Here is a 23,338-nt window from a genome sequence, read left to right on the forward strand (position 1 = left end):
ACGCCCGACAACACGATCTACCCGACACCGTCAGCAGCCACACCGAGCTGACCGAAACCACATAGGAAACTCTCCGGGAAACCGGGGGAACCTCAAGTATGCCGCCGGACGGCGTGTACGGCTCCCACTCGAACGTGGGCTCCTGCTCCTGCCATTCGTGCTCAATCGTCTGCGGCCCGCATCTGGCCATGGTCTGATCGTGACGCCCGGACCGGTGTGCGATGTGGGGTTGCGGACCCGTAACTGTCCATGCCGGCAAGGTATTGATGCCGGTCTGAGCAGCTCAATGTTGTTGCCGCACCTTGCGCGCGCCAAGCCCGTACCGCGTCAAAGCGGATGGCGATTGGCAATTTCTGGCAATCGTGTTGAGGTCAGAGCACGACCGGGCGCAAGCTACGGCACACAGGCACTCCATCCCCAGCGGGAGGCATCCCATGGCACTCCGGTTCCTCGGCAAGGATCCCGACAGCCCCGACGGCGACTCGCCAACCGTCTGGGAGGACGGCGACGACTACATCCTGCAGGGCTTCACCATCACCGACACCGCCACTCTCCAGCATGTGGGCGACATGCCCGAGGGCGAAACGTTGATCCGCTTCCCCAAGCGCATGATGCAGTTCTTCCCGGAGGTAACCGGTGGCGGCAGCAGCAACGCTTAAGCAACTCCTGGCCGCCTGTCAGCGCTCTGCCTGGCACCTGGAGATGCGCGACGGCTACACCCTGAACGATCCCGGCCTCAGCGCCTGGCAATCCGGGCACAGGATCGACCTGGATGACCGTTCCTCGTGGTGGCGGCCATGGCTGCAGAACATCGTCGATGCTGTAAGCCGGGGCGTTGAAGTGCAGCGAGCGCGCGTCGTATCGGAGCCGATCAGCCCCTATATCCAGTACGAGTACGACGTCACCGTCCCGAACATACGGGCAGGGGAGCATGTGCGATGGCTGCCCCGCCGAAAGGCCACGGACCTGATGTTGCCCGCGAACGACTTCTGGCTGTTCGACGGCAGCACGCTGCTCGTTCATTACTTCAGCGGGGTGGGCGACAAGGTGGGAGAGGAGCTCATCACCGATCCCATCGTGGTCAAGCAGCAGGCGGAGGCATTCGAGGCCGTATGGCAGCGTGCCACCCCGCACGAGGACTATCGGCCGGCCTGAGCCCGTGCGCCCGACGTCCTCCAGCGCTCAGCAGGCGCTCGAACTCCTGGCGGCGAGACTCCGCCACCTTCGGCAAGAAGCCGGCCTGTCCGGTCGTGATCTCGCGCGGCTGGCAGGCTGGCACGCCTCAAAGGTGAGCCGCATCGAGCATGCCCGCCGGCGCCCGGCCACGGCCGACATCCGCATCTGGTGTCGCTGCTGCGGTGCGCCGGAGCAGACGAACGAACTGGTGGCCTCGCTGGAGACGATCGAGGGCATGTTCGTCGAGTGGCGACACATGGAACGCAACGGGCTGCGCCAGGCTCAAGAGGCGGTGCTTCCTCTGTGGGAGCGGACACGGCAATTCCGAATTTACTCATCCAAGCTGATCCCGGGGCCGTTGCAGACCGGCCCCTACATAGCGGCGGTGCTCACGGCGCTCATGCTGCGCCGGAATCTCCCCGACGACGTGACCGAGGCAGTACAGGTGCGCCTGGACAAGCAGCGGGTGGTCCAGGAGGGCGACCATCGATTCGCGGTCACGCTGGAGGAGAGCGTTCTCCGCGCTCCCATCGGTGGCGGTGAGGTGATGGCCGCCCAGCTCGGTCACCTGCTCACCGCGAGCGCGATGCCGTCCGTGTCGCTCGGCATCATCCCCCTCGGGGCCGACCGCTCCCGCATGTGGCCCACGGAGTCGTTCTTCATGTTCGACGACGATGAGGTCACCGTGGAACTGGTGTCGGGGCATCTGAGGATCACGCAGCCCCACGAGATCGCCATGTACGGCAAGGTGTTCACGAAGATGGCGGAGCTCGCGGTGTACGGCAAGGCGGCCCGCAACCTCATCACGTCGGCGGTGGCCGCCCTGGACGACTGACTGGCCCCAGGACCGCCCGGCACGGTGACGTCGTCCTCAGCTCGGGTACGGCTTATGGCCGCCCGGCGGGCAGGACGGGTTGCACAGCACGTCGACCCAGACATGGGCGACCGGCGCGGTGATCTGTTCGACGACTCCTGCCGGAAGTACGTCGTCCGTGTTCCTGATCCAGTCCTCGGGCTGGTGGTTGCGTCACCATGCCCGAGGACGCCGGAAATTTTTTACGTTCGTTGCTGCAGAAACGAGCGCCTGTAACCAGGCCACACGTCGGGTGCATCCGGCCGCGTGCCAGACAGGCCGCAGGTATATCGATCGTCGACCTGAATCATGAGCAAAGGTCCGCCGTGGATCTTCCCTGCCTCGATCTCGATGGACGGCACGCCACGCGCGTGGACGGCCGAGGTGCTCTCTATGCGCTGCTCGCGATCGCCCACAACCACCCCCTCTCACGCAGGGTTACGAGTACTCTCTTGATAGTGACTGATCGCATAGATACTTTCAAGGCGATAGTTTCAATGCGATAAAATGTCCTATTTTCGAAACAAGAGAGGGAATCATGGCGAGTCCCACAGTCCGCCGACGCCGTCTATCCGCCGAACTCATCCGCCTTCGCGAACGGACGGGGCTCAGCGTCGAAGAGGCAGGACGTCGATTGGAATGGTCACGCGGTCGCCTCAACAAAATGGAGGCCAACAAGTGGACCAGGCCCGACCTGGGGAACATTCGGGCTCTTCTGGACCTGTACTCGGTAACGGACCCAGCACAACGCGAGGCTGTCCTGACGCTGGCTCGCCAGTCACGCGAGAAGGGGTGGTGGGCCAACTATCAAGACATTTGGCGTGGTTCTCTAGCTGGATTCGAAGCAGAGACATCTTTGATCAACACCTACGAGGATCTCCGCGTACCCGGTCTGCTTCAGACCGAGGATTACGCCACGGCGATGTTCAAGGGTGGCCGGGTGATGGAGGATGCCCAAATTCGTCGCCGTGTAGAGGCGCGACTGGCGAGGCAAGCCGTCCTGCACAGCGAGACCCCACCTACACTGTGGGCTGTGATCGATGAAGCCGCACTGACCAAAACGGTGGGTAGTCCGTCGGTGATGTGCCAGCAGTTGCGGCATATCATCGAAATGAGTGCCAGGCCAAACATCTACCTGCAAGTTCTACCAGACTCGACCGGAGCCCATGCCGCCATGGACGGCGCATTCACCATATTGAATTTCCCGGATCAGAATGATCCGAGCATTGTTTATATTGAGACCGCGACAAGTGACCTATACCTGGAGACTTCCGAAGAGCTTGAGCACTACAGGCTTCTCTTCGATCTCATACGCTCGTCCGCACTCGGCCCAGACTCGTCCGTGGCATACCTGTCCAACCTGGTAGATCAGCTCCGTTAAGAGGTAATCATGAATCTCCCCCAGCCCTTCACGTGGCGAAAGAGTTCTTGTTCCGGCTCGGGCGACAACTGTGTCGAGGTCGCGCCCCTTCCCGGCGGCGGTCAGGCCGTACGGGACTCCAAGAACCCCGACGGCCCCGTCCTGAGATTCACCCCGGAGCAGTGGAACACCTTCATCGGCGGCGTCAGGGACGGCGAGTTCGACTAGGCGCGCCGCCTAGGCTCCGGTGCGGTCGCTCCATCTGACCTCGTACGGCCTGAGCTGGAACTCCTTGCCGTCCACGACGGTGGTGACGGGCGCGTCGGTGGTGTTGACCATCACGAGCTGGCGCTCCTGGGCCAGGACCCGCACCTGCGTGTTGGATGAGGTGACCGTCTCCAGCGTGACCCCGAGGGGGAACCACTTGGTGAAGCCGCTCATGATGCCCGCCATGGGCATCTCGACGCCGGTGGTCGGATGCCACAGGCAGCCGGGGCACGCCTGGTTCGCGTTAATGGACTTGCGCTGAGGGTTCCAGAAGAGCGAGGTGGTGACGCCGCTGGTGGCGAACTCCATCATCGCGGCCGTGTGGACGGCGATGCGGCGATCCTCCTCCCAGTCGCTGTTGGTGGGTTCGACGTACCATTCGGCCCACCAGACCGGCAGGTTTCCGCTCTTCTCCTGGAGCCACCTGGTGAGGGCGCCGAACTTGCCCAGGGCGGTGAACTCGTCGGGGAAGGCCCCCGCCTCCTTCGTGACCGAGGCTCCGTCGACGACGATGAAGTCGGCGCCGTCCTTGTTCTCGATCCAGTAGCTGACCGCCTCCAGGTCGCGCTGGACGATGCTCCCCCACGGTCCCTGGATCTCCGCACCCCGCTCGGGGACGGTGGTGCTGCCGACGGAAACGTAGGGGCCGCCGACCTTGATGTCCTTGTCGACGGCCTTCAGCGCGGCGTAGACCTTGTTGTACAGCTCGGTGTAGCCCTCGATGTCCCAGCGGTTCTGGGGGGTGTTCCAGAATCCCTTCAGCTCGTTCCAGACCATGAAGTGCTTGACGGTGGGGTAGCGCTTGGCGACGGTCACGGCGAGCCTGGCGTAGTCGTCGAAGTGCTCGCGCCGGGGTGCGGTCTCCAGTTGCGTCCAGTCGGTCCTGCCGGAGCTGCCGCCCTTCATCCAGTCGGGCGCGCAGCACAGCGTGATGATCGGGACGGCCTCGGAGCCGGCCATGAGTCTCACCCTGCGGTCGAGGTCGCGGAAGTCGTTCTTACCCGGCGCAGGCTCGGGATTGCCCGCGCCCCAGCCCATGATGTGCTGGTTCTGCAGCATCGGGACCCGGCTCAGCATGTGGGAGGCGGCCTCGGTGACGTCACTGCCCTCGTTGTCGGCGCTGAACTCCGTGTGGGTGATGCCCCAACGCGGCCACTCCTCAAGGGAGGGGGGCGACTCCAGCACGGGTGCCGGCTCCGTCGGAGCCGCGGTCATGGCCTGTCCGCGGGGAACGTCCGGCTTCGCGGCGTAGGCGATGATGCCGACCACGAGCACCACCGTCACGACCATGGCTCCCAGTGCGACCGGCCAGGCCGGGCGCCGTCGCTGGTGCCGTCCGTTAGTCGGTATCACCGAATTCCTCAATCCTCGCAGGTCAACGAATGTAGCGTTCCACAGCGGCAGCGGACCGTGACGGTGCCTCGGCATGGTTCACAGGCAAGCGTTACCGGCCATGCCGTCAGCGTATCCAGGGTGGCTTGCACAACGCTTGAAACTTCTACCGTAGTTCCCGCCCGCTCTCCAGCCGCCGGGCCGTCGCCGGGCCCGGCGACCGCGGGCCCCCTGCGAGCGGACCTGTCGGTGAGTCTCCGGGGACCCGCTAAATACGTGGTGAGCTGTCGGTCAGTCTCCCAGGACCCGCAAAGCCCGCTCGACGAGCGTGGGAACGGCGGCGCCGATCTCCTCGAAGCCCTCGCCGACGGTCTTGCCCTGCTTGAACCTGGCGTGGATGCCCTCCACGATGACGGCGAGTTTGTAGTTGCCGAAGGCCACGTAGAAGTCCAGGTCGGACAGGTCCGCGCCGGAGACCTTCGCGTAGTGGGCGGCGAACTCGCGGGCGGTGAGGAAGCCGGGGGCCACGGTGACGCCCGCCGCGACCGGGACCGAGGCGCGCTCCTCGTCGCCGGGGTCCTGCCAGTAGGTGAGGGTGAGGCCGAGATCGGCGAGGGGATCGCCGAGCGTGGACATCTCCCAGTCGACGACGGCGAGGATGTCGGGATCCGGGGACAGCCGCACGAGCGTGTTGTCGAGCCGGTAGTCGCCGTGGACGAGCGTCGAGGCGGACCGCGCGGGCAGGCGCTCGCGCAGGCGGGCCACCAGGCGGTCGTACGCGGGCAGTTCGGCGGTCTTCGACCGCTCCCACTGCTGCCCCCAGCGCTCCAGCTGGCGGGCCATGTATCCCTCGGGACGCCCGAAGTCCCCCAGCCCCGCCCTTTCGTAGTCGACGGCGTGGATCGAGGCGAGCACCTCGGCCAGGCGCTCCGACAGCCGCCGCGTCTGCCCGGGGGTGAGTGCCCAGGCGTCCTCCTGGGTCCGCACGGCCACGCCGTCCACGTGTCCCATGAGGTAGAAGGGCGCCCCGATCACCCCGGGGTCCTCGCAGAAGGCGACCGGCTCGGGCACGGGGACGGAGGTCGGCGCGAGCGCCGAGATCACCCGCCACTCGCGCCTCATGTCGTGGGCGGTCGGCAGTACGTGCCCCAGCGGCGGGCGGCGCAGCACCAGCCGGCGTTCGGGGGTCTCCACGACGTACGTCAGGTTGGATCTGCCGCCCGTGATCAGGGAGACCCCGGTAGGCTCACCGATGCCGGGGACATTGGCCGCGATCCATCCGACAAGGTGTGACCAGTCGATGCCAGGGGTGCTCATAGCCACTAATTAGAACGTCACTCGGGCCGGCGGCGCCAGCCGGGGTCTTTCAATGAGATTCCGAAACGTTGCGATGCACACAGCCTGCCCTCAGTTCCGTCCTTTATCGTTACATTACGTCCCTACCAGCATGCTTGAGCTTTACGGCATCCTTCGGGATGACGTAGGGGACCCCGCACATCCCAGTAGGAGCTCATGCGCGTCTCAGTTGTTCAGCCCCGTGATCTTGGACCGGCCGACATCGACCGATGGAGAGTCCTTCAGAGCGCCGACCCCGCCTTCGACACCCCGTTCCTGTCGCCGGAGTTCACCGTGACCGTCGGCGCGCTCCAGGAACGCGTCCGGGTAGCGGTGCTGCACGACGGGACGGACACGGTGGGATTCTTCCCCTTCGAGCGCCACCCGATGGGCATCGGCATGCCCGTCGCCGCGGGCCTGACCGACGCGCAGGGACTGGTGCACGCCAAGGACGTGGAGATCGACGCGCAGCGGCTGATCAGAGCGTGCGGCCTCGCCGTCTACGAGTTCGACCACCTGGTCTCCGGGCAGCCACTGCTTCAGGCGGGACACAGCAGGCACCCCTCGCCGATCATCGACCTGCGTGACGGCCACGACTCGTACATCGAGACGATCAAGGTGACCTCCGGCAAGACCTACCGCTCGACGGCGTACAAGAGCCGCAAGCTCCAGCGCGACGTCGGGCCGCTCCGGCACGACTACGCCACCACCGACCTGGCGCCGCTGCGCACGCTGCTCGGCTGGAAGACCGAGCAGTACCGCCGCACCGGCCGCACCGACAGGTTCGCCAAGCCGTGGATCGTGGAGCTGGTCGAACGCTTCCTCGCCACCGACACCGAGCACTTCGGCGGGGTCCTCGACATGCTGTACGCGGACGGGCGGCCGGTCGCCGGGCACTTCGGGCTGCGCACCGGCACGACCCTCGCGGGCTGGTTCCCCGCCTACGACACCGCCTTCGCGAAGTACTCCCCCGGCCTGATCCACCACCTCGCCATGGCCGAGAAGGCCGCCGACGCCGGAATCCAGGTCATCGACATGGGCCGCGGCGAGAAGGAGTACAAGGAGAAGCTCAAGAACGGCGAGTACGAGGTCGCCGAGGGCAGGATCGCCAGGCTGAGCCCCGGCGCCGGGGTCCACTGGATGCTGCGGGTACCGGTACGCAAGGCACGTGGCACGGTCCTGGCGAGCCCGCTCCTGCGCACCACCGCCGACCGCGCGCTCAAGACGTACGGCCGCCTGCGGACGTCCATACAGGCGTGATCCGTCCCGCCGTGGTTTGGGAACGGTCCCACGCCACGGCGGCACCCGCCCTTCGGGTTCGGGCGGCCGATCACACGGTCCGTCCGCCCTCCCCTGACGGCCGGTCGGCCCACCCACTCGAAAGGCCGGTCAACCGATCAGTTCGGCGACCACCGAGACGCCCCGCCTGACGTCGGCTCGCGACGCGGAGCCGTAGCCGATCACCAGTCCGTGCCGCAGCCGCGGACCGTGGTAGTGGCGGGCCATCGAGTCGAGCAGCACCCCCCGGGCACGGGCGGCCTCGACCAGGGGCGCGACCGTGTGCTCGGGCAACTCCACCATGACGTGCAGGCCCGCGGTGTCGCCCATGACCCTGGGACCGAGGATCTCGACGACCACGGCGCGGCGGCGCGCGTACTCCAGACGCGTCCGGCGCAGGTGCCGGTCCAGATCCCCCTTCTCCAGAAGCACCGCCACCGCCTGCTGTGCCGGACCGCTCGTGCGGTCGGCGAGGGCGTCCCTGGTCACGGCGAGGGCTTCGACGAGGCTCTGGCGGGCGACCAGCCAGCCGACGCCGATGTCCGGCGTCAGGATCTTGCTCAGGCTGCCCAGCAGCACCACCGACGCGGGGTCGAGGCCGTAAAGGGCGGGCAGCGGGGCGACGTCGTAGCGGAACTCGGCGTCGTAGTCGTCCTCCACGACGATCGCGCCGGTGCGGCGGGCCCAGGCGAGGAGGCGCTCCCTGCGCGGGATGGGCAGGCGCCCGCCGAGGGGGTACTGGTGGGCGGGGGTGGTGTGCAGGACGCGCAGGTCGCCGGGGAGTCCGTCCACGACGACACCGTCCTCGTCGACCGGGCAGGGCACGATCTCGGCGCCCCGCCCCGCGAAGACGTTCCTGGCGACGCGGTAGCCCGGTTCCTCCACGCCCGCCCGGTCACCGGGCCGTAGAAGGGTGGCGGCGACCAGGTCGAGCCCGTTGCCGGTGCCCCGGGTGACCATCACGTTCTCCGGTCCGACGGGGATGGCCCTGGTCCTGCGGAGGTGCTCGGCCAGCGCGGCGCGCAGCCTCGGCAGGCCGCGCGGGTCGGGGTCGCTCACCGGCGGCAGGTCGGCCGCTCTCCGCCAGGCCCTGCGCCAGGCCGCCCTGTCGTAGTCGTGGACCCACGGCCGCCCCGGGCGCAGGTCGATCACGCCCCGCCCGCTCTCGCTCCGGTAGCCGCTCCACCCCCCGTGGTCGTCCCCTTCGACCGGGACGGGGACGGGGGCCCGCCGCCCCTTCTCCCCCACGGCGGGAAACGCCATCTCGGCCACGTAGGTGCCGGAGCCGTGGCGTCCTTCGACCCAGCCCTCCGCGTACAGCTGCTGGTAGGCCTCGGTGACGACGGTGCGGCTCACCGCGAGCTGGCGGGCGAGGGCGCGGGTGGAGGGCAGGCGCTCCCCCGAGGTGAGGGCGCCGCCGCGCATGGCGTCCCTGAGGCTGTCGCCGAGCTGGACGGCGAGCGCCGTGCCCGCCTCACGGTCCACCGAGACAGGCAGGTCGACGGAAGGGCGTGGCAAAGTGGTCTCCTGTAAGAGCATTAGAGTGGACGTGTTCTCGGTATCCACTTCTTTCTAGGTTAGGGTCATGCTCTCTACGACTCCCCGTACCACCCTCAACCGCGCGAAGGACAAGGCCAGGACCTCCCGTGCGGACCTGTACGCGGTGCTGGACGCCGGACTGGTCTGCCACCTGGGCGTCGTGAGCCGAGGCTTCCCCATGGTCGTACCCACCGGTTACGGCCGGATAGACGACACCCTCTACCTGCACGGTTCCACCGGCGCGACCTCCCTGCGCGACGCGGACGAGGTCTGCGTCACGGTGACCCACCTGGACGGCATCGTGCTGGCCCGCTCGTCCTTCAACCACTCGGTCAACTACCGCTGCGCCATGGTCTACGGCCACGTCCGCCGGGTGGAGGACCCCGAGGAGCACCTCGCCGCGCTGCGGGCGATCACCGAGCAGCTCGCCCCCGGCCAGTGGGAGGCCGCCCGCAAGCCCACCCGCAAGGAGCTCGCCGCGACCATGGTGCTCGCCCTGTCCCTTGAGGAGGCGTCGGTGAAGGTGCGCCAGGGCCCGCCGGTCGACGAGGACGAGGACTACGAGCTGCCGATCTGGGCCGGGGTCCTGCCGCTTCACCAGTCCTGGGGAGCCCCCGAGCCCGACCCCGCCCTCACCGTGGACCTGGCCGTGCCCGAGCACATCACGTCGAGGACCATGCCCGCCCCGTCGGAGATGCCGGGCGTGAACCCTCCGCTTTAGCCCGTTTAGCCCGTGGGGAGCGCTTCGAAAGCCTTCCCTGTCCGCCCCCGCACCCGCATCGCCGCCGGCACCGGCGACCGGCTCCTCCACCGCGTCGGCGGAGGCGAAGGTCGCCCGCGCCCGGCGGGCCGTCGCGAGGCCGACGGTGAACCGCGGCGTAGCACCGAAAACGGGGATCAACCGGGATTTCGGTCCTGCCACCAAGGCTGCCTGGCCGGGCCGGCCGCGGTGAATAACCACTGATCAGCCCCATCCTGTGAGACTGATCCACGGTTAATGAGCGGAATGCTGTTATCTATCGCTAAGCTGCGGTCCGTCTGTTATGGGTGGGGGCCCAGACAACTGAGGAGACCGTTATGTACGGCACGCCATCGGCCTGGCGAGTCCCCGGATACACCGAGATCCGCGAGTTGGGCGCCGGTGCGGCCGGGCGTGTGGTGATGGCTCGGCACGACGCCGACGACATCATGGTCGCGATCAAGTATCTGTCCGACGAGCTCAGGAGCGACGTCGGGTTCGTGGCGCGCTTCCGGCACGAGGCGAGGCTGCTCAACGCCCTGAGCAGCCCGCACTCCGCCCGGCTGTACGACTACGTCGAGACCGGCGACGGCGCGGCCATCGTCATGGAGCTGATCAACGGCGTCCCCCTGCGCGCGCTGCTGCGCTCCGAGGGGCCGACCGGTCCCGAGGCGGCGCTGCTCGTGCTCAAGGGCTCGCTCCTGGGGCTCGCCTCCGCGCACTCGGCGGGCGTGGTGCATCGCGACTTCAAGCCGGAGAACGTGATGGTGGAGGCCGACGGGAGGAGCAAGCTCGTCGACTTCGGCATCGCGGTCCGTTCCGGCGACGGCGACCTCCCGGCGGGCACGCCGCCCTACATGGCCCCCGAGCAGTGGGTGGGCGGGCCCGCGGGACCCGCCACCGACGTCTACGCCGCCACCGTCGTGTTCTTCGAATGCCTGACCGGCACCCGCCCCTTCCGCGCCACGAACGTCGCCGCGCTGGCCCGCCAGCACCAGGTCATGCCGCCTCCGGTCGAGGAGGTGCCCTCCGCCCTGCAGGGGCTGGTCGAGCGCGGCCTGGCCAAGCACCCCGCCGACCGGCCGCCGACCGCGAGCGCGTTCCTCACCGAACTCGAGGCGGTGGCCGCCGAGGCCTACGGCCCCGACTGGCAGGACCGCGGCCGGCGTCGCCTGGCCGCGGTCGCCGGGCTACTCGCCGGGATGTTCCCGATGGAGGTGCCCGTCCCCGGAGCCGACACCTCGCTGGCCATGACCGAGCTCGACGGCGGCGACCTCGGCGGGACGAGAACCTCCTCGGTCAGCAGGCTGGGCATCAAGATCCTCGTCGGCGTCGGTTGCATCGCGGTGATCGGCGGGCTGACCGCGGTGCTGGTCGGCTCCGGCGACCCCACGGAGATCCAGTCGCAGGGTGCCGTCACCTCGCACAGCCCCTCCCCCTCCGACCCGCTGGAGACGCTCGCCCCCGAGGACGACCCCGACGAGCTCGACGAGCCGGTGGAGGAGTCTCCGTCCGCGGGCACGCCCACCCCGACGCCGACCCCGAGCATCACGGCCACCTCCGGTCTTCCGCCCGTGGCGCCCACCGCGACGTCGGCGGCCGCGACGCCCACAGCGTCGGCGAGGCCCACCAGGAGGCCCACCACCCGGCCGACGAGGACCCCGACGCGGCTGCCGTCCACGGAGCCCACCCCGGAGGAGAGCACCACCCTGGACGGCCCCCGCGACCCCGACCGTCCCACGACCACGCCGCCGTCGGCCACCCCGACCCGTCCGACGACCGCCCCCACCCAGCCCACGACCCGCCCGACCCGGCCGACGTCCTCTCCCACGCGGACGTCGGCGGAGCCGACCCCCAGCTCGGACCCCTCCCCCACCCGGACGGACCCCTCATCGCCGGGCACCGAGCCGCCTCCCACCCTCTCCAGCTCGCCTTTGCCGCCGGTCGAGACGGCCCCCGCGGCGTTTCTCGCACTGGGCCTGGTGACGAGCGGTGTCGTACCGTTCACACTGGCCGTCAAGCGCGGCATGTCAGGACGGCACCGGAGACGCCGGTAGACAGGGGAACGATCGCGATCATGAATATCACCCCATGAGCACCGATCGCGGAGACATCGCCGGGTTCCGGCTGACCGGCCGTACCCGGACGGACGACCTGGGAGTCTGGTCGTCGGCCGTCGCGCCCGACGGCCGGCCGGTCGGCGCGCTCAGATTCGACCCGCGACTGGTCGCCGATCCCGCGGCGCGCGAGCGGCTGGTCGCGGCCGTGCTCGCCGACCGCGGGCTCGCGCGAAGCGGCGTGACCGGGCTGGTCCCGATCGCCGACCTCATCACGGCGAGGGACGAGGTCTGGCTGATCACCTCGGAACCGGTCGATCCGACGGTGGGCGACCTGCTCTCGGCCGGACCGGCCTTCTCGCCCGGATCGTCCCGGCCCGACGCGGGCAGCGCGGCCACCGTCCTGGTGGAGACCGCGCAAACACTGCTGGCCGTGCACGCCTCCGGGCTCGCCCACGGACAGGTTCACCCGGGCACCGTGGTGATCGCCTCGGACGGGTCGGCGCTGCTCACCGGGCGAGGGCTGGCCGATGCCCTTCTCGGCCGCCCTTCCGCACCGGAACGTGACGTGGCGGCCTGGGCGTCGCTCGCCCGAGGGCTCGCCGCGACCTGGGCCTCGGCCGATCGCGGGGCCGCGGGGCTGCTGGAGAGGGCTGCGGCGACGGCCTCCACCAGAGGGCTCGCCTCCGCGCGCGACGCGCTGCTCGCCGGGCGCGATGTGCTGCCGTCCGGGTTCACCACCCGCGACAGGCTCGTGGAGACCCTGCACCTGTGGCCGGCGCACGAGGCGTCCGTGCCGGGCGGTCCCGCGGCCCCCGTACGGTCGGCCCCGGACGAGGGGGAGATCGCGACCCTGCTGCATGTCCCGAGGGCCGATGAGCCGCGCGCCCAGGGGACCGGCGAGTGGGCCCCCGGGGGTGACCGGCGGGGGGCCGAGGAGGTGGTCATGCGGTTCGGTCCCGGGGTGCCTTCCGAGACCACGGCAGCCCAGCTCTGGCGGGCCGGAAGGGACCAGCAGCAGACCGAACCGCCCTCCGGCAGGCTCGACGCGGGCGCGGCCCCCCGCGCGCGCCGCAGACGCGGCCGTACGATCCTCGCCTCGGTGATCCTCGCGCTGATGGTCGTGGGCGCGCTGGCGCTCTGGCTGTTCCGGGGTTCGGCGACGCCTTTGGAGGTGACGAAGGTGGACGTCAGCGCCCCGAAGAAGACGCAGGGGTGCGACACCACGGTAAAGATCACCGGCGTGCTGTCCACCAACGGCGCGGGCGGCGAGGTGCGCTACCAGTGGAAGCGGAGCGATCGTAAGAAGCCGATCGCGCAGACCGACCAGATCCCGTCCGGGACGACCTCGCACGAGGTGAGCCTGGAGTGGACGGTCAAGGGAGAGGGAAATTTCAAGGGAACCGCCACCCTGATGCTGCTCTCTCCGGTACCCGAGGGGAAGAAGATCCAGGACAAGGCTACCTTCGCCTACAAATGTTCATGATTGATCACCAAGGTCCACAATGCGGCACAAAGCCGTTCTTACTACTCTGGCGGCCATGACCACGCAGACCCCCTCCGGCTGGTACCCCGATCCCTACGGCTCACCGCTGTTGCGGTGGTGGGACGGCAACCAGTGGACCGACGCCACCCATCAGGCGGACGTTCCCGCCGGACAGGGCACGGCGGAGGGGCCGCGGACCGGCCCCTCCTTCCAGCAGTACCCGACGGGCCGGCAGCACCCGACGGGGCCCGACTCCCGGCAGGCGGGCCCGCCTCCCGCGCGGGAAGGGGCGCACGGTGGTGGGCCCACCGGCCAGTGGGCCCAGCAGGCCACCCCCGGGTCGGCGGGCACGGAACAGCCACCGTGGGGCGGCGGGCCGCCGAACGGCAACACGGCGCAGATGCCCGTCCCGCCGCACGGCGGCTACCCGTCCGGGCCTCCACCACGCAAGAGCAGCCCCCTCCCGTGGATCCTGGGAGGCGGAGGCGCGCTGATCCTCGTGATCGTGATCGTGGTCGCCGCGATGTACCTGATGAACCCCGACGGCACGAACACCGCGGGCAGGTCTCCCGCGCCCCGGACACCACCCCCCACGGCGAGCCTGGAGCCCACCGAGCCGACTCCCGAGGCGACGCCCGCACCCTCGGGAAGCGCGCCGCCCCAGGCGGTGGACGGGCGCGTCACGGACCCGGTGACCGGCCTGTCGTTCGAGATGCCCGAGGGGCCCTGGGAGGTGCCTCCCACCGTCGGCGGCGGGCTCGGGTTCGTCTGGAACAGCGCGGCCATCGCCGTCGCCCAGGAGAACTTCGACGGCAGGGGCGGCGACTGGCTCGGCAACGTGCTCACCGGTGAGCTTCCCGACCAGTACGGCTACCAGGGTGTCGGCAGCCTGCGTTCGGCCGCCGCGACGCTGCTGCAGGTCGTGGAGCCCGCCTTCTACAGCCCTCCGCACAAGCGGAACATCGTCGAGGACAAGGCCGTCAAGGTGAGCGGCAAGGACGCCTGGCTGCTCGTCTTCGACCTGGACTTCTCCGAGCAGTCCGAGATCAACGACTGGAAGTGGAAGCGGGAGCGGGCCGCGTTCTTGATCGTCGATCGTGGTGAGAACACCCGTCCGGCGCTGGCCTACATCTCCATACCGGACAATCTAGACATATCTGCAGTAGACAAGGTGATCAAGTCATTCAAGCTGCCCTGAAGTGAGTACTACCCTGAGGGCTATGAGTGACCTGCTGGTCTGGATCGACTGTGAGATGACCGGGCTCGACCTTGGCCGTGACGCGCTTGTCGAGGTGGCCTGCGTGGTCACCGACGGCGAGCTGAACCAGCTTGACGAGGGGGTGGACGTGGTCATCAAGCCCCCACCCGAGTCCCTTGAGCAGATGTCGGAGGTGGTGCGGGAGATGCACACCGCCTCCGGCCTGCTGGAGGCGCTGGAGGGCGGCGTCACGCTGGCCGAGGCCGAGTCCATGGTGCTCGAATACATCAGGGGCCACATCCGGGAGCCGAAGAAGGCCCCGCTGTGCGGCAACTCCATCTCCACGGACCGTTCCTTCCTCGCCCGCGACATGCCCGCCGTGGACGGGTTCCTGCACTACCGGATGATCGACGTCTCCTCGGTGAAGGAACTGGCCCGCCGCTGGTACCCCCGGGTCTACTTCGCCTCACCGGAGAAGCAGGGCGGCCACCGGGCGCTCGCCGACATCGTCGAGAGCATCCGGGAGCTGCGCTACTACCGCGCGGCGGTCTTCGTGTCCCAGCCGGGCCCCGATTCCGCCACCGCGAGGGAGTTGGCCGAAAGCGTGTCCACGCGCAGGCCTTGAACGTTTCACGAGAAACCCGGTACGAAACGACTCCCAAAGACCGCTACACTTTTCATGTGCTGCCACGGCGGCGATGGTGGGCGTAGCTCAGTTGGCAGAGCGCTAGGTTGTGGTCCTAGATGTCGGGGGTTCAAGTCCCCTCGCTCACCCCATCGGAACGGCCGGTCCTTAGGGACCGGCCGTTCCGCATTTCCGGCCCCATTACCCACCAAAAGTGGATATTGCAGGTTATGCTCGCTGCTATCGCAACGCCGTTAGGACCGGGGGTTTCGGCGACCTGACCGTGTTTCAGCCACGGAGGCCGGATGAGAGTCGACGATGCCCCGTTCGACGCGGAGCCCAGAGCCGTTACGGGTCTGAGCAGGCGTGAGACCGAGGTCATGGAATTGATCGCGATGGGGCGCTCCAACGGGCAGATCGCCCAGCACCTGTTCCTGAGCGAGAAAACCGTGAAGAACCACGTGAACCGGATATACGCCAAGCTCGGCGTCGACTCGCGGGTCACCGCGATCGACCTGTGGCTGGAACGGGCCGCGCACGAGGAGTCGCAGCGCCACTAGCGCCCGCCGGCACGGGCCCCTCGGGTCCGTCCTTCACACGTGCGGCGTCATCGCGGACCGGCTCCGCGATCCAGTGGCCCCGTGTCGATCGGGGTCACGTGCGCGAGTACGGGCGCGAGGCTCTCGACGCCACGGCGACCGCCCTGCGGGTCGGCCGGGGCCGTGTGCGCGAGTACGGGGCCAGGCGGTGAGCCGCAGGCGGCGGAACACGTCTCCAGGGCTCGGGCGATGGCGGACGTGCCCTCCCTCAGCTCCTCCGAGGTGATCGAGAGCGCCGGACGCAACCGTACCGACCGCTCTCCGCAGGGCAGGACGAGCACGCCCTCCTCCTCCCGCAGGCGGGCCACCAGGAGATCGCGCTTCACGGCGTCCGGCAGGTCGAAGGCGCACATCAGGCCGCGTCCACGCGCGTTCTCCGCCAGGTCGGGGAAACGCTCCTGGATCTCCACCAGCCCTGCGAGGAGCTCGGTGCCGAGCCTTCCCGCACGCGGGATCAGGCCGTCGCGCTCCACGATCTCCAACATCCGGCGGGAGCGGACCATGTCGACCAGCCCGCCGCCCCAGGTGGAGTTGATCCTGCCGCTGACCTGGAACACGTTGCCCGGCACCGTGTCCACCCTGCGGCCCGCCATGATCCCGCCCACCTGGACCTTCTTGGCGAAGGCCACGACGTCGGGACGCAGGCCCAGCTGCTGGTACGCCCAGGGGGTTCCGGTGGTCCCCGCGCCGGTCTGCACCTCGTCCAGGACGAAGAGGGCGTCGTGCTCGTGGCAGAGCCGTTCCATGGCGAGCAGGAACTCCGCCCGCATGTGGTTGTCGCCGCCCTCTCCCTGAATGGGCTCGGCGATGAAGCAGGCGATGTCGTGGGGGTGGCGTTCGAAGGCCGCCCGCGCCGCGGCCAGGGACCGCTCCTCGGCCGCCTCGACGTCGCCGAGGTGGATCGCGGGCACCTCGATCCTGGGCCAGTCGAACCTCGGGAAGCGGTCGGTCTTGATCGGGTCGGTGTTCGTCAGCGAGAGGGTGTAGCCGCTGCGCCCGTGGAAGGCCCGGGTGAGGTGGAGGACCCTGGTGCCGAGTTCCCGCGAGTGCCCCCGCGCGCCGTTGAGACGGCTCTTCCAGTCGAAGGCGCACTTGAGCGCGTTCTCCACGGCGAGGGCGCCGCCTTCCACGAAGAACAGGTGCGGCAGCTCGGGATCACCGAGCACCCGGGCGAACGTCTCGGCGAAGTCGGCGAGGTGAGTGGTGTAGAGGTCGGAGTTGGCGGGCTTGTTCGCGGCGACCCTGCCGAGCAGAGCCAGGAACTCCGGATCGTCGTCGAACGGGTTCACCCCGAGCGGGGCCGAGGCGAAGAAGGAGTAGAAGTCGATGTAGCTCCGGCCGGTGCGGGCGTCGACGAGCCGGGACCCCCGGCTCCGTTCCAGGTCCAGTACGAGCCGATAGCCGTCGACGAGCAGGTGACGGGCGAGACGGCCATGAACGTCCATGTCCCCTCCACGGTGATCCGAAGAGATGATCCCCCGCTATTTACGTATCCACACGGAGACATTACGCTCTGGAGACGGTTCTTGTGAAGATTTTTCGGTCCCCCGACGCCCTGGACGCGAATGTCCGGGCGCCGGGACCGCGCGGTCCAAGCCCCTCCCGATGACCGTCTCCCTTCCCGGAGACCGCCCCTTCCGAGACCACAGATCGGTCAAATCAACCTGCCGCGGGGTGGGCCAGGTCAGCTCGGCGGAGAAATGCGGATGCCGACGGTGCCGTCGGCGCCCCTGCGGAACCTGCTGCCGATCATGATCAACCGGGCGAGGAACCCGTACTTCGCGATGATCAGCCCCCGGACCCGCTCCCTCTCCTCGGCCGGCAACTCCCGCGCGACGCCCCTGACCCCCTCCCCCCGCGTGTTGCCCCGCACGTCACACGCCGCCACGACGACCTCCGGATTGTTACGGATCCTCTTGGCCTTACCTGAGGAGCCGGCGGTCCAGATGAGCAGGGAGTCACCGTCCGAGGCGGCCCACACCGGCGTCGGCACCGCGGCGCCGCTCTTCTTGAAGGTGGTCACGGACACGTACTTCTCGGTGCCCAGATCCTGGATGCGCGTCATGCACGGCAGGCTACGCCGCCGCGTAGACCACCAGGGACACCGCCACGTACTGCGCCAGGTAGGCGGCGACGGTGAAGGCGTGGAAGACCTCGTGGAAGCCGAACCAGCCGGGAGAGGGGTCGGGCCTGCGCATGCCGTACACGATCCCGCCCGCCGTGTAGAGCACCCCGCCCAGAAAGAGCAGGGCCACCGCGACCATCCCCGCCCCCTCCACGAGCTGGGGCAGCACGAAGACGGCCGTCCAGCCGAGGCCGATGTAGAGCGCGGTCGAGAGCCACCGGGGAGCGCCGGTCCACAGCACCCGGAAGAGGACCCCGGCGATCGCGCCGCTCCAGATCACGCCGAGCACCACCGCGCCCGCCACACCCTCCAGGGCGAGCAGCGCGAACGGGGTGTAGGTGCCCGCGATGATCAGGTAGATGTTGGCGTGGTCGAGGCGCCGCAGCACCTCCTCCAGGCGCGGGGAGAGCTTCCCCCGGTGGTAGGTGGCCGAGATGCCGAAGAGCAGGCCGGAGGTGATCGCATAGACGACGGCGGCGAGCCTCGCCTCCGGGGTGGGGCCCAGCGCGACGAGGACGAAGCCCGCGACGAGCGCCACGGGCAGCGTCCCGGCGTGCAACCAGCCGCGCAGGCGCGGCTTGACGGACTCTGTGAGCGTTTCCGTGAGGGACGTGGCCATGAACCTACGGTAGCGTAAGTTACGCGTTCGTAGGTTGTGATCTGTCCTACACGAACGTCGACCCGACGAGAGCAAGGCGCCGCACGCCAGACCGTACGAGGTGGTGATCCGCCCTACCCGGACGCCAACCGGTCGCCACTGCGCATATGGTTTCCCCTCGGGTTCGCATCAGGAACCTACGGGTTCACATCAGGGAAAAGAGGACCGAACCGATGGGCAGGCGGGAAGCGCGGGAGCCGATGCCGGGACGGTATCCGGTGACCTTCGGCGAGGTCGATCTCCTGCAGGACCTCGACCGGCCCTCCGGCTGGGTGATCTCCAAGGACGGCGTACCGCAGTCGTACGTCGACCTCGACGACGCCACCTACCTCGACTTCGAGTACGTCCGGCTGATGGCCGACGTCGTCGACCTCCTCCGCGAGGGCCCGCTGGACGCCGTGCACGTGGGCGGCTGCGCCTGCACCCTGCCCCGCTACGTCGCGGAGACCCGCCCGGGGTCCCGGCAGATCGTCGCCGAGCCGGACGAAGGGCTCGTCCAGCTCGTCAGGGACCAGCTCCGGCTGAAGTCGGTGCCCCGGCTCAAGGTCAGGATCCTCGACGGCCGCACCGCCACCACCGGACTCGGCGACGCCTCCGCCGACCTGCTCGTGCTGGACGCCTTCAGCGGCGCCACGATGCCGATCGAGCTCGCCACCTCCGAGTACATGGGGGACGTCGCCCGCGTCCTGCGCACGGACGGCACCGTGCTGATCAACGTCGCGGACGGCAAGGGGCTCGCCTTCACCCGCCGGGTGCTCGCCACCGTCCGCACCACCTTCCCCCAGGTCGTGCTGCTCGCCGAACCCGGCGTCATGCGGGGACGGCGCTTCGGCAACCTCATCGTCGCCGCCTCCCGCCTGCCCCTGCCCGTCTCCGGCCTCACCCGCAGGGCCGCGGGCGGCCTCACGCAGGCCCGCTGCGTGTACGGCGAGGACATCGTCAACTTCATCGCCGGAGCCCGCCCCCTGCACGACGGCGACGCCGTGGTCATCCCCGTCCCCCCGCCCGCGGTCTTCGGCTGACTCGGCTCCCAGCCTGTTCTGCCCCCTCCCTCCGGCGCACCGGTCCGGCTGTCCGTCCGGCCCGTAACCTCGGCCCGTCAGCCCGACGCACGGGCCGAACGCGTCGCCCCGGCCTCCGTTCCGCACCTCAGTCCGGGACGGGAACCCAGGCGCTGACCAGGGTGCCCTCGCCGGGCGTCGAGGAGACGTCGAGGCCGCCGCCGAGCGCGGCCATCCGGTCGGCGAGCGCGCCCAGGCCCCCGTGGCCGGACCCGCCCCGCTCGAAGCCCCTGCCGTCGTCGGAGACCACGGCCCGCAGGCGCCCGCCCGACCAGGCCAGCCGCGCCTCGATCCTGGAGGCGTCGGCGTGCTTGAGCGCGTTGGCGATGGCCTCGCTGACCGTGAAGTACACGGCTCCCTCGATCTCGTCGGGAAAGCGCCGCGAGCGAAGCGCGGGATCGACCGTCACGGTCGTGGCCACCGGCAGCCGCGAACAGCGTTCCTCGACCGCCTCGGCCAGACCACCCTGGCTGAGCACGGACGGGTGGATGCCCGCCGCCAGCTCCCGCAGGTCGGCGAGGGTCTGGCGGGCCTGCTCGCGCAGGAGCGTCAAGCTGTCGGAGCCGCCGCCGGTGGCGCGGGCCAGCTCCAGCCCCGCGATCAGCGCGACGAGTTGCTGCTGTGCCCCGTCGTGGATGTTGCGCTCGATCCGCCGCCGCTCGGCCTCCTGGGCGTTGACCAGGCGTGCCGCCAGCCCCGCGCTCTGGATCGCCAGCCCGATCGGCACCGCGAGCGAGACGAGCAGCCTGCGGTCCTCCGCGTTGAGGCGCCCTACGACCTTGGGTCCGCAGGCGATGTGCCCCAGCCCCGCCGGGACGGTGAGCACGGCCTCGCCGTCCTCCCTGCCCGCCACCACCCGCGTGCCGTCCGCGAGCGTCACGGCGGCCCACCGCGTCTCCAGGCCCGCTCGTACGGCCTCCGCCAGCCTTCCCAGCTGCTTCACGGGCTCCACCTCCTCCAGGCCCGGCCCGAGCTCTGTCAGGAGTTCGTCCACCGTGGGCCTGAGGTCGAAGATCAGGAAGAGTCTGGAGCCCTTGATCCCCACCTTGATGTCGAGCAGGTTGTGGCGGAACACAGCCGTGGTGATCACCGCGGGCAGCGCCGCCACCGCCGTCACGACGCCGAGCCAGCTCAGCGCATGGCTTCCCTGCCCGGCCTGCCCGAAGATCATCGTCAGCACGGAACCGCTCAGACCCGCCGCCACCCCGAAGGCCATCCAGCGGAGCAGGCGTCGCTCGGCACGGGGTCCGCGCCGCCCGCGCAGGACGAGGGAGACCAGCACCGACAGTGACACGATGAAGACCGCCAGCTGCCCGAACCCGCCCACCAGCGCGGCGAACAGCCCAGCCATGCCTTCGAGCCCCAGCGGGTTGCCGTACGGGAGAAACGCGTAGACCTCGTCCGGGCTCAGCAGGATGCCCAGCCAGTGCAGGAAGATCGCCACTGCGGCGATCCAGGCGACCGGGCGCCAGCGCGCCGAGGGCAACCTGCCGTCGGGGAAGATCAGCGGGACGAAGACCCAGCTCAGACCGTAGAAGACGGGAAGCGCCGAGGTCAGCAGCACGGCGGCCACGGCCAGAGGGCCACTCCCTTCTCCGTACGTCGTCAGGACGCCCACCCCGAGGCAGCCGAGGCCCAGGCAGCAGGCGGCGGCGAGCAGCAGCCAGCCGTAGGGGTTGTCGGGGCGCCGCACCGCGATGAGCAGGCCGACCGACGGCAGGGCCGTGCAGACCGCGATGAACAGCCACTCGCTGAACGGCACGGACATGCGGGCCGCCAGCAGGCAACCCGCGACGATCCCGGCAACCGACACCGCGGCCATCGACGTGGCGAGGGCGCGGGCCGGGGTGGTGGACGTCGACGGCCCCGGCGACGACGCGGGTGCCGGGACGGTGCGGGAGGCCGTGGACGTCATGGGACGTAGGGTGACCTGCCACCGGCTCCGCCGTCCAGGGGGTTGTCCGCATATCCGGTGTGGTTCGCCGCACCCGCGAGACGGAGGACCACCGGGTGTCGTGAGCGGGGAGCGCTTTCTAGTTTCGGATGAGGGCCATCGGGGAGATGGCCGCAACGCCGGAGACCAGCCAAGGAGAACCTCATGCGGTTGCCGTTCCGATCGAAGCGCCTGCTCGCCGTCGCCGTCGCCGTCGCGGCCGTTCCAGCGACGGCCCTGCCACTGGCCGTCCCCGCGTCGGCGGTCACGGAGGTGGTCACCACGGGAGCGGCCACCTCCGCGGTCACCGCAGGGGCGGTCACGGCCGAGACGACCACGTCGGGAGCGGTCATGGCCCGAGGCGTTCTCGCCGAGCCGGAGATCCCCGACAGCCCCGCCGGCCGGCAGTTGCGCTGGTTCCTCGGCGCGCCCGACCGGGCACCGCTCTCGGAGAGCGAGCTCGGGGAGCATCTCAACTCCGGCTACCTCTCGTCGCTCACGGTCAACGGCGTCAACGCCTTCCTGCAGGCGGCGAAGGGGTTCCGCCTGGAGAAGCTGACCAAGGAGACGCCGTCCGCGCTGGCCGGGACCGGGGCGATCGGCGAGCAGGCGTTCGTCCTGCAGCTCGGTGTGGACGGCGACGGGAAGATCAACCTGTTCGGGCTGACGCCTCCGGAGCCCTCCGTACCCGCCGCTCCCAAAAACTGGAAGCAGCTCGACGCCCGGCTCCGCGAGGTCGCACCGCGCGTGGGCTTCCTCTCCGCCGAGATCGACTCGCGGGGCAGGTGCGACGTCGCGCACGCCGTGGCGCCGGACACGGTCCGGCCGTTGGGCTCGATCTTCAAGCTGTACGTGCTGGGCGCCGTGGCCGAGAAGGTCCGCGACGGCAAGCTGAACTGGAACACCAAGCTCACGATCAAGCCCGAGTGGAAGAGCCTGGGTGAGGACGGACTGACGGGCCGTCCAGACGGCAGCACCACCACGGTGAAGGAGGCCGCCAAGCTGATGATCTCGATCAGCGACAACACCGCCACCGACATCCTGATCCACACGGTCGGCCGCAAGGCGGTGGAGGCGAAGGTACGGCAGTGGTCGAGCCACGCCACCCGGAACATCCCCTTCCTCACCACGCGCGAGGTCTTCCTGCTCAAGGGCGTGAACCACCCGGCGCAGGCCCGCGCCTACCTGGCGCTCGACACCGCGGGCAAGCGCGCCTACCTCAAGAACACGGTCGCCGGACAGTCGCTGTCGGACATCGTGCTCTGGCAGAAGCCCAGGGAGATCGACACTCTGGAGTGGTTCGGCTCGCCCCGTGACGTCTGCCGCGCCTACGCCGGGCTCCTCAAGCTGGGGGGCAAGCAGGTGAGCGCGGTGATGTCGGCCAACGACGTCGGGATCGGGCTCGACAAGAAGAAGTGGCCGGTGGTCTGGGCCAAGGGCGGTTCGGAGCTGGGGGTCCTCGACCTGTCGTACATGGCACGCTCGGCCACCGGGAGGACCTACGTCGTGACCGCGCTGACCAGCGACCCCGCCGGCGCGCTGGACGAGCGGGGCGCGATCTCCGAGCTGATCTCGCTGAGCCGAGGCGGCTTCGCACTGGCCCGCGGAAAGTAGCCCCTTAGGGATGGCTGAGTGGCCCCGCTAGATACCTCCAGTGTGGAGACCCCGCTTTCGGGTGGAGACAGAAAACGCGGCCTGGGGTCACAGGTTAGGGAGT

General features: G+C 69.4%; 21 protein-coding genes and 1 tRNA gene. 15 read left to right on the forward strand and 7 right to left on the reverse strand.

Annotated elements, in window-relative coordinates; genetic code table 11:
* The first annotated feature begins 434 nt into the window (after positions 1 to 434).
* From ABZ664_RS38120 to ABZ664_RS38140, 5 genes are all read left to right on the forward strand, one after another.
* Positions 435 to 659 carry a hypothetical protein gene (locus ABZ664_RS38120; protein WP_362521884.1) on the forward strand — a complete coding sequence of 75 codons (225 nt, stop codon included), beginning with the start codon at positions 435 to 437 and terminating at the stop codon, positions 657 to 659.
* Entirely contained in the window at positions 637 to 1,155 is a 519-nt protein-coding gene (locus ABZ664_RS38125; protein ID WP_362521886.1) for a DUF6879 family protein, read from the forward strand. Before ABZ664_RS38120 ends, ABZ664_RS38125 begins: the two co-directional genes overlap by 23 nt.
* Positions 1,156 to 1,159: 4 nt before the next feature.
* The gene (locus ABZ664_RS38130) at positions 1,160 to 2,011 is read left to right on the forward strand and encodes a helix-turn-helix transcriptional regulator (protein WP_362521888.1); all 852 of its coding nucleotides are present in this window, start codon (positions 1,160 to 1,162) and stop codon (positions 2,009 to 2,011) included.
* Positions 2,012 to 2,567: 556 nt separating this feature from the next.
* Entirely contained in the window at positions 2,568 to 3,410 is an 843-nt protein-coding gene (locus ABZ664_RS38135; RefSeq protein WP_362521890.1) for a helix-turn-helix transcriptional regulator, read from the forward strand.
* Positions 3,411 to 3,419: 9 nt separating this feature from the next.
* Positions 3,420 to 3,617, forward strand: a complete 198-nt coding sequence (locus ABZ664_RS38140; RefSeq protein WP_362521892.1) for a DUF397 domain-containing protein — start codon at positions 3,420 to 3,422, stop codon at positions 3,615 to 3,617.
* 9 nt (positions 3,618 to 3,626) lie between these two features.
* On the opposite strand, the gene ABZ664_RS38145 is transcribed toward ABZ664_RS38140, so the two are convergent.
* Positions 3,627 to 5,009 (reverse strand): xylan 1,4-beta-xylosidase, encoded by a 1,383-nt coding sequence (locus ABZ664_RS38145; RefSeq protein WP_362521894.1) that lies wholly within the window; start codon positions 5,007 to 5,009, stop codon positions 3,627 to 3,629.
* Between the two features lie 270 nt (positions 5,010 to 5,279).
* On the reverse strand, positions 5,280 to 6,305 hold the full coding sequence (locus ABZ664_RS38150) for a phosphotransferase family protein (RefSeq protein ID WP_362521896.1): 1,026 nt from the start codon (positions 6,303 to 6,305) through the stop codon (positions 5,280 to 5,282).
* A gap of 195 nt (positions 6,306 to 6,500) precedes the next feature.
* Between ABZ664_RS38150 and ABZ664_RS38155 the strand changes: the two genes are divergently transcribed.
* Positions 6,501 to 7,583: a GNAT family N-acetyltransferase gene (locus ABZ664_RS38155; RefSeq protein WP_362521898.1), complete on the forward strand. Its 1,083-nt coding sequence runs from the start codon at positions 6,501 to 6,503 to the stop codon at positions 7,581 to 7,583.
* Positions 7,584 to 7,712: 129 nt separating this feature from the next.
* Here the strand turns inward: ABZ664_RS38155 and ABZ664_RS38160 are convergent, their stop codons facing one another.
* Positions 7,713 to 9,119 (reverse strand): PLP-dependent aminotransferase family protein, encoded by a 1,407-nt coding sequence (locus tag ABZ664_RS38160; protein ID WP_362521900.1) that lies wholly within the window; start codon positions 9,117 to 9,119, stop codon positions 7,713 to 7,715.
* 67 nt (positions 9,120 to 9,186) lie between these two features.
* Between ABZ664_RS38160 and ABZ664_RS38165 the strand changes: the two genes are divergently transcribed.
* The 7 genes from ABZ664_RS38165 (at position 9,187) to ABZ664_RS38195 (ending at position 15,805) form a co-directional block, all read left to right on the forward strand.
* Positions 9,187 to 9,861 carry a pyridoxamine 5'-phosphate oxidase family protein gene (locus ABZ664_RS38165; protein WP_362521902.1) on the forward strand — a complete coding sequence of 225 codons (675 nt, stop codon included), beginning with the start codon at positions 9,187 to 9,189 and terminating at the stop codon, positions 9,859 to 9,861.
* A 356-nt stretch (positions 9,862 to 10,217) separates the two neighbouring features.
* Positions 10,218 to 11,936: a serine/threonine-protein kinase gene (locus ABZ664_RS38170; protein WP_362521904.1), complete on the forward strand. Its 1,719-nt coding sequence runs from the start codon at positions 10,218 to 10,220 to the stop codon at positions 11,934 to 11,936.
* A gap of 34 nt (positions 11,937 to 11,970) precedes the next feature.
* Positions 11,971 to 13,422 (forward strand): hypothetical protein, encoded by a 1,452-nt coding sequence (locus ABZ664_RS38175; RefSeq protein WP_362521906.1) that lies wholly within the window; start codon positions 11,971 to 11,973, stop codon positions 13,420 to 13,422.
* Between the two features lie 55 nt (positions 13,423 to 13,477).
* Positions 13,478 to 14,620, forward strand: coding sequence for a DUF2510 domain-containing protein (locus ABZ664_RS38180; protein ID WP_362521908.1), 1,143 nt, complete (start codon positions 13,478 to 13,480; stop codon positions 14,618 to 14,620).
* Positions 14,621 to 14,642: 22 nt separating this feature from the next.
* Positions 14,643 to 15,245 carry an oligoribonuclease gene (orn, locus tag ABZ664_RS38185; RefSeq protein ID WP_350945247.1) on the forward strand — a complete coding sequence of 201 codons (603 nt, stop codon included), beginning with the start codon at positions 14,643 to 14,645 and terminating at the stop codon, positions 15,243 to 15,245.
* A gap of 76 nt (positions 15,246 to 15,321) precedes the next feature.
* Positions 15,322 to 15,397, forward strand: a tRNA-His gene (locus ABZ664_RS38190).
* A gap of 153 nt (positions 15,398 to 15,550) precedes the next feature.
* Positions 15,551 to 15,805 (forward strand): LuxR C-terminal-related transcriptional regulator, encoded by a 255-nt coding sequence (locus tag ABZ664_RS38195; RefSeq protein ID WP_362521911.1) that lies wholly within the window; start codon positions 15,551 to 15,553, stop codon positions 15,803 to 15,805.
* 47 nt (positions 15,806 to 15,852) lie between these two features.
* On the opposite strand, the gene lat is transcribed toward ABZ664_RS38195, so the two are convergent.
* The 3 genes from lat to ABZ664_RS38210 all read right to left on the reverse strand — a co-directional run bounded on the left by lat (position 15,853) and on the right by ABZ664_RS38210 (position 18,588).
* Complete coding sequence (gene lat, locus ABZ664_RS38200; RefSeq protein ID WP_362521913.1) at positions 15,853 to 17,289, reverse strand: L-lysine 6-transaminase; 1,437 nt, start codon at positions 17,287 to 17,289, stop codon at positions 15,853 to 15,855.
* A 239-nt stretch (positions 17,290 to 17,528) separates the two neighbouring features.
* On the reverse strand, positions 17,529 to 17,909 hold the full coding sequence (locus tag ABZ664_RS38205) for a PPOX class F420-dependent oxidoreductase (RefSeq protein WP_362521915.1): 381 nt from the start codon (positions 17,907 to 17,909) through the stop codon (positions 17,529 to 17,531).
* 10 nt (positions 17,910 to 17,919) lie between these two features.
* Positions 17,920 to 18,588 carry a hemolysin III family protein gene (locus ABZ664_RS38210; protein WP_362521917.1) on the reverse strand — a complete coding sequence of 223 codons (669 nt, stop codon included), beginning with the start codon at positions 18,586 to 18,588 and terminating at the stop codon, positions 17,920 to 17,922.
* Positions 18,589 to 18,800: 212 nt separating this feature from the next.
* Between ABZ664_RS38210 and ABZ664_RS38215 the strand changes: the two genes are divergently transcribed.
* Entirely contained in the window at positions 18,801 to 19,649 is an 849-nt protein-coding gene (locus ABZ664_RS38215; RefSeq protein ID WP_362521919.1) for a fused MFS/spermidine synthase, read from the forward strand.
* A gap of 127 nt (positions 19,650 to 19,776) precedes the next feature.
* On the opposite strand, the gene ABZ664_RS38220 is transcribed toward ABZ664_RS38215, so the two are convergent.
* Entirely contained in the window at positions 19,777 to 21,603 is a 1,827-nt protein-coding gene (locus ABZ664_RS38220) for a histidine kinase (RefSeq protein WP_362521921.1), read from the reverse strand.
* Between the two features lie 183 nt (positions 21,604 to 21,786).
* On the opposite strand from ABZ664_RS38220, the gene ABZ664_RS38225 reads away from it, so the two are divergent.
* Complete coding sequence (locus tag ABZ664_RS38225; protein ID WP_362521924.1) at positions 21,787 to 23,235, forward strand: serine hydrolase; 1,449 nt, start codon at positions 21,787 to 21,789, stop codon at positions 23,233 to 23,235.
* The last annotated feature ends 103 nt before the right edge of the window (positions 23,236 to 23,338 follow it).

The sequence above is a fragment of the Streptosporangium sp. NPDC006930 genome, assembly GCF_040635605.1.
Lineage (GTDB): Bacteria > Actinomycetota > Actinomycetes > Streptosporangiales > Streptosporangiaceae > Streptosporangium.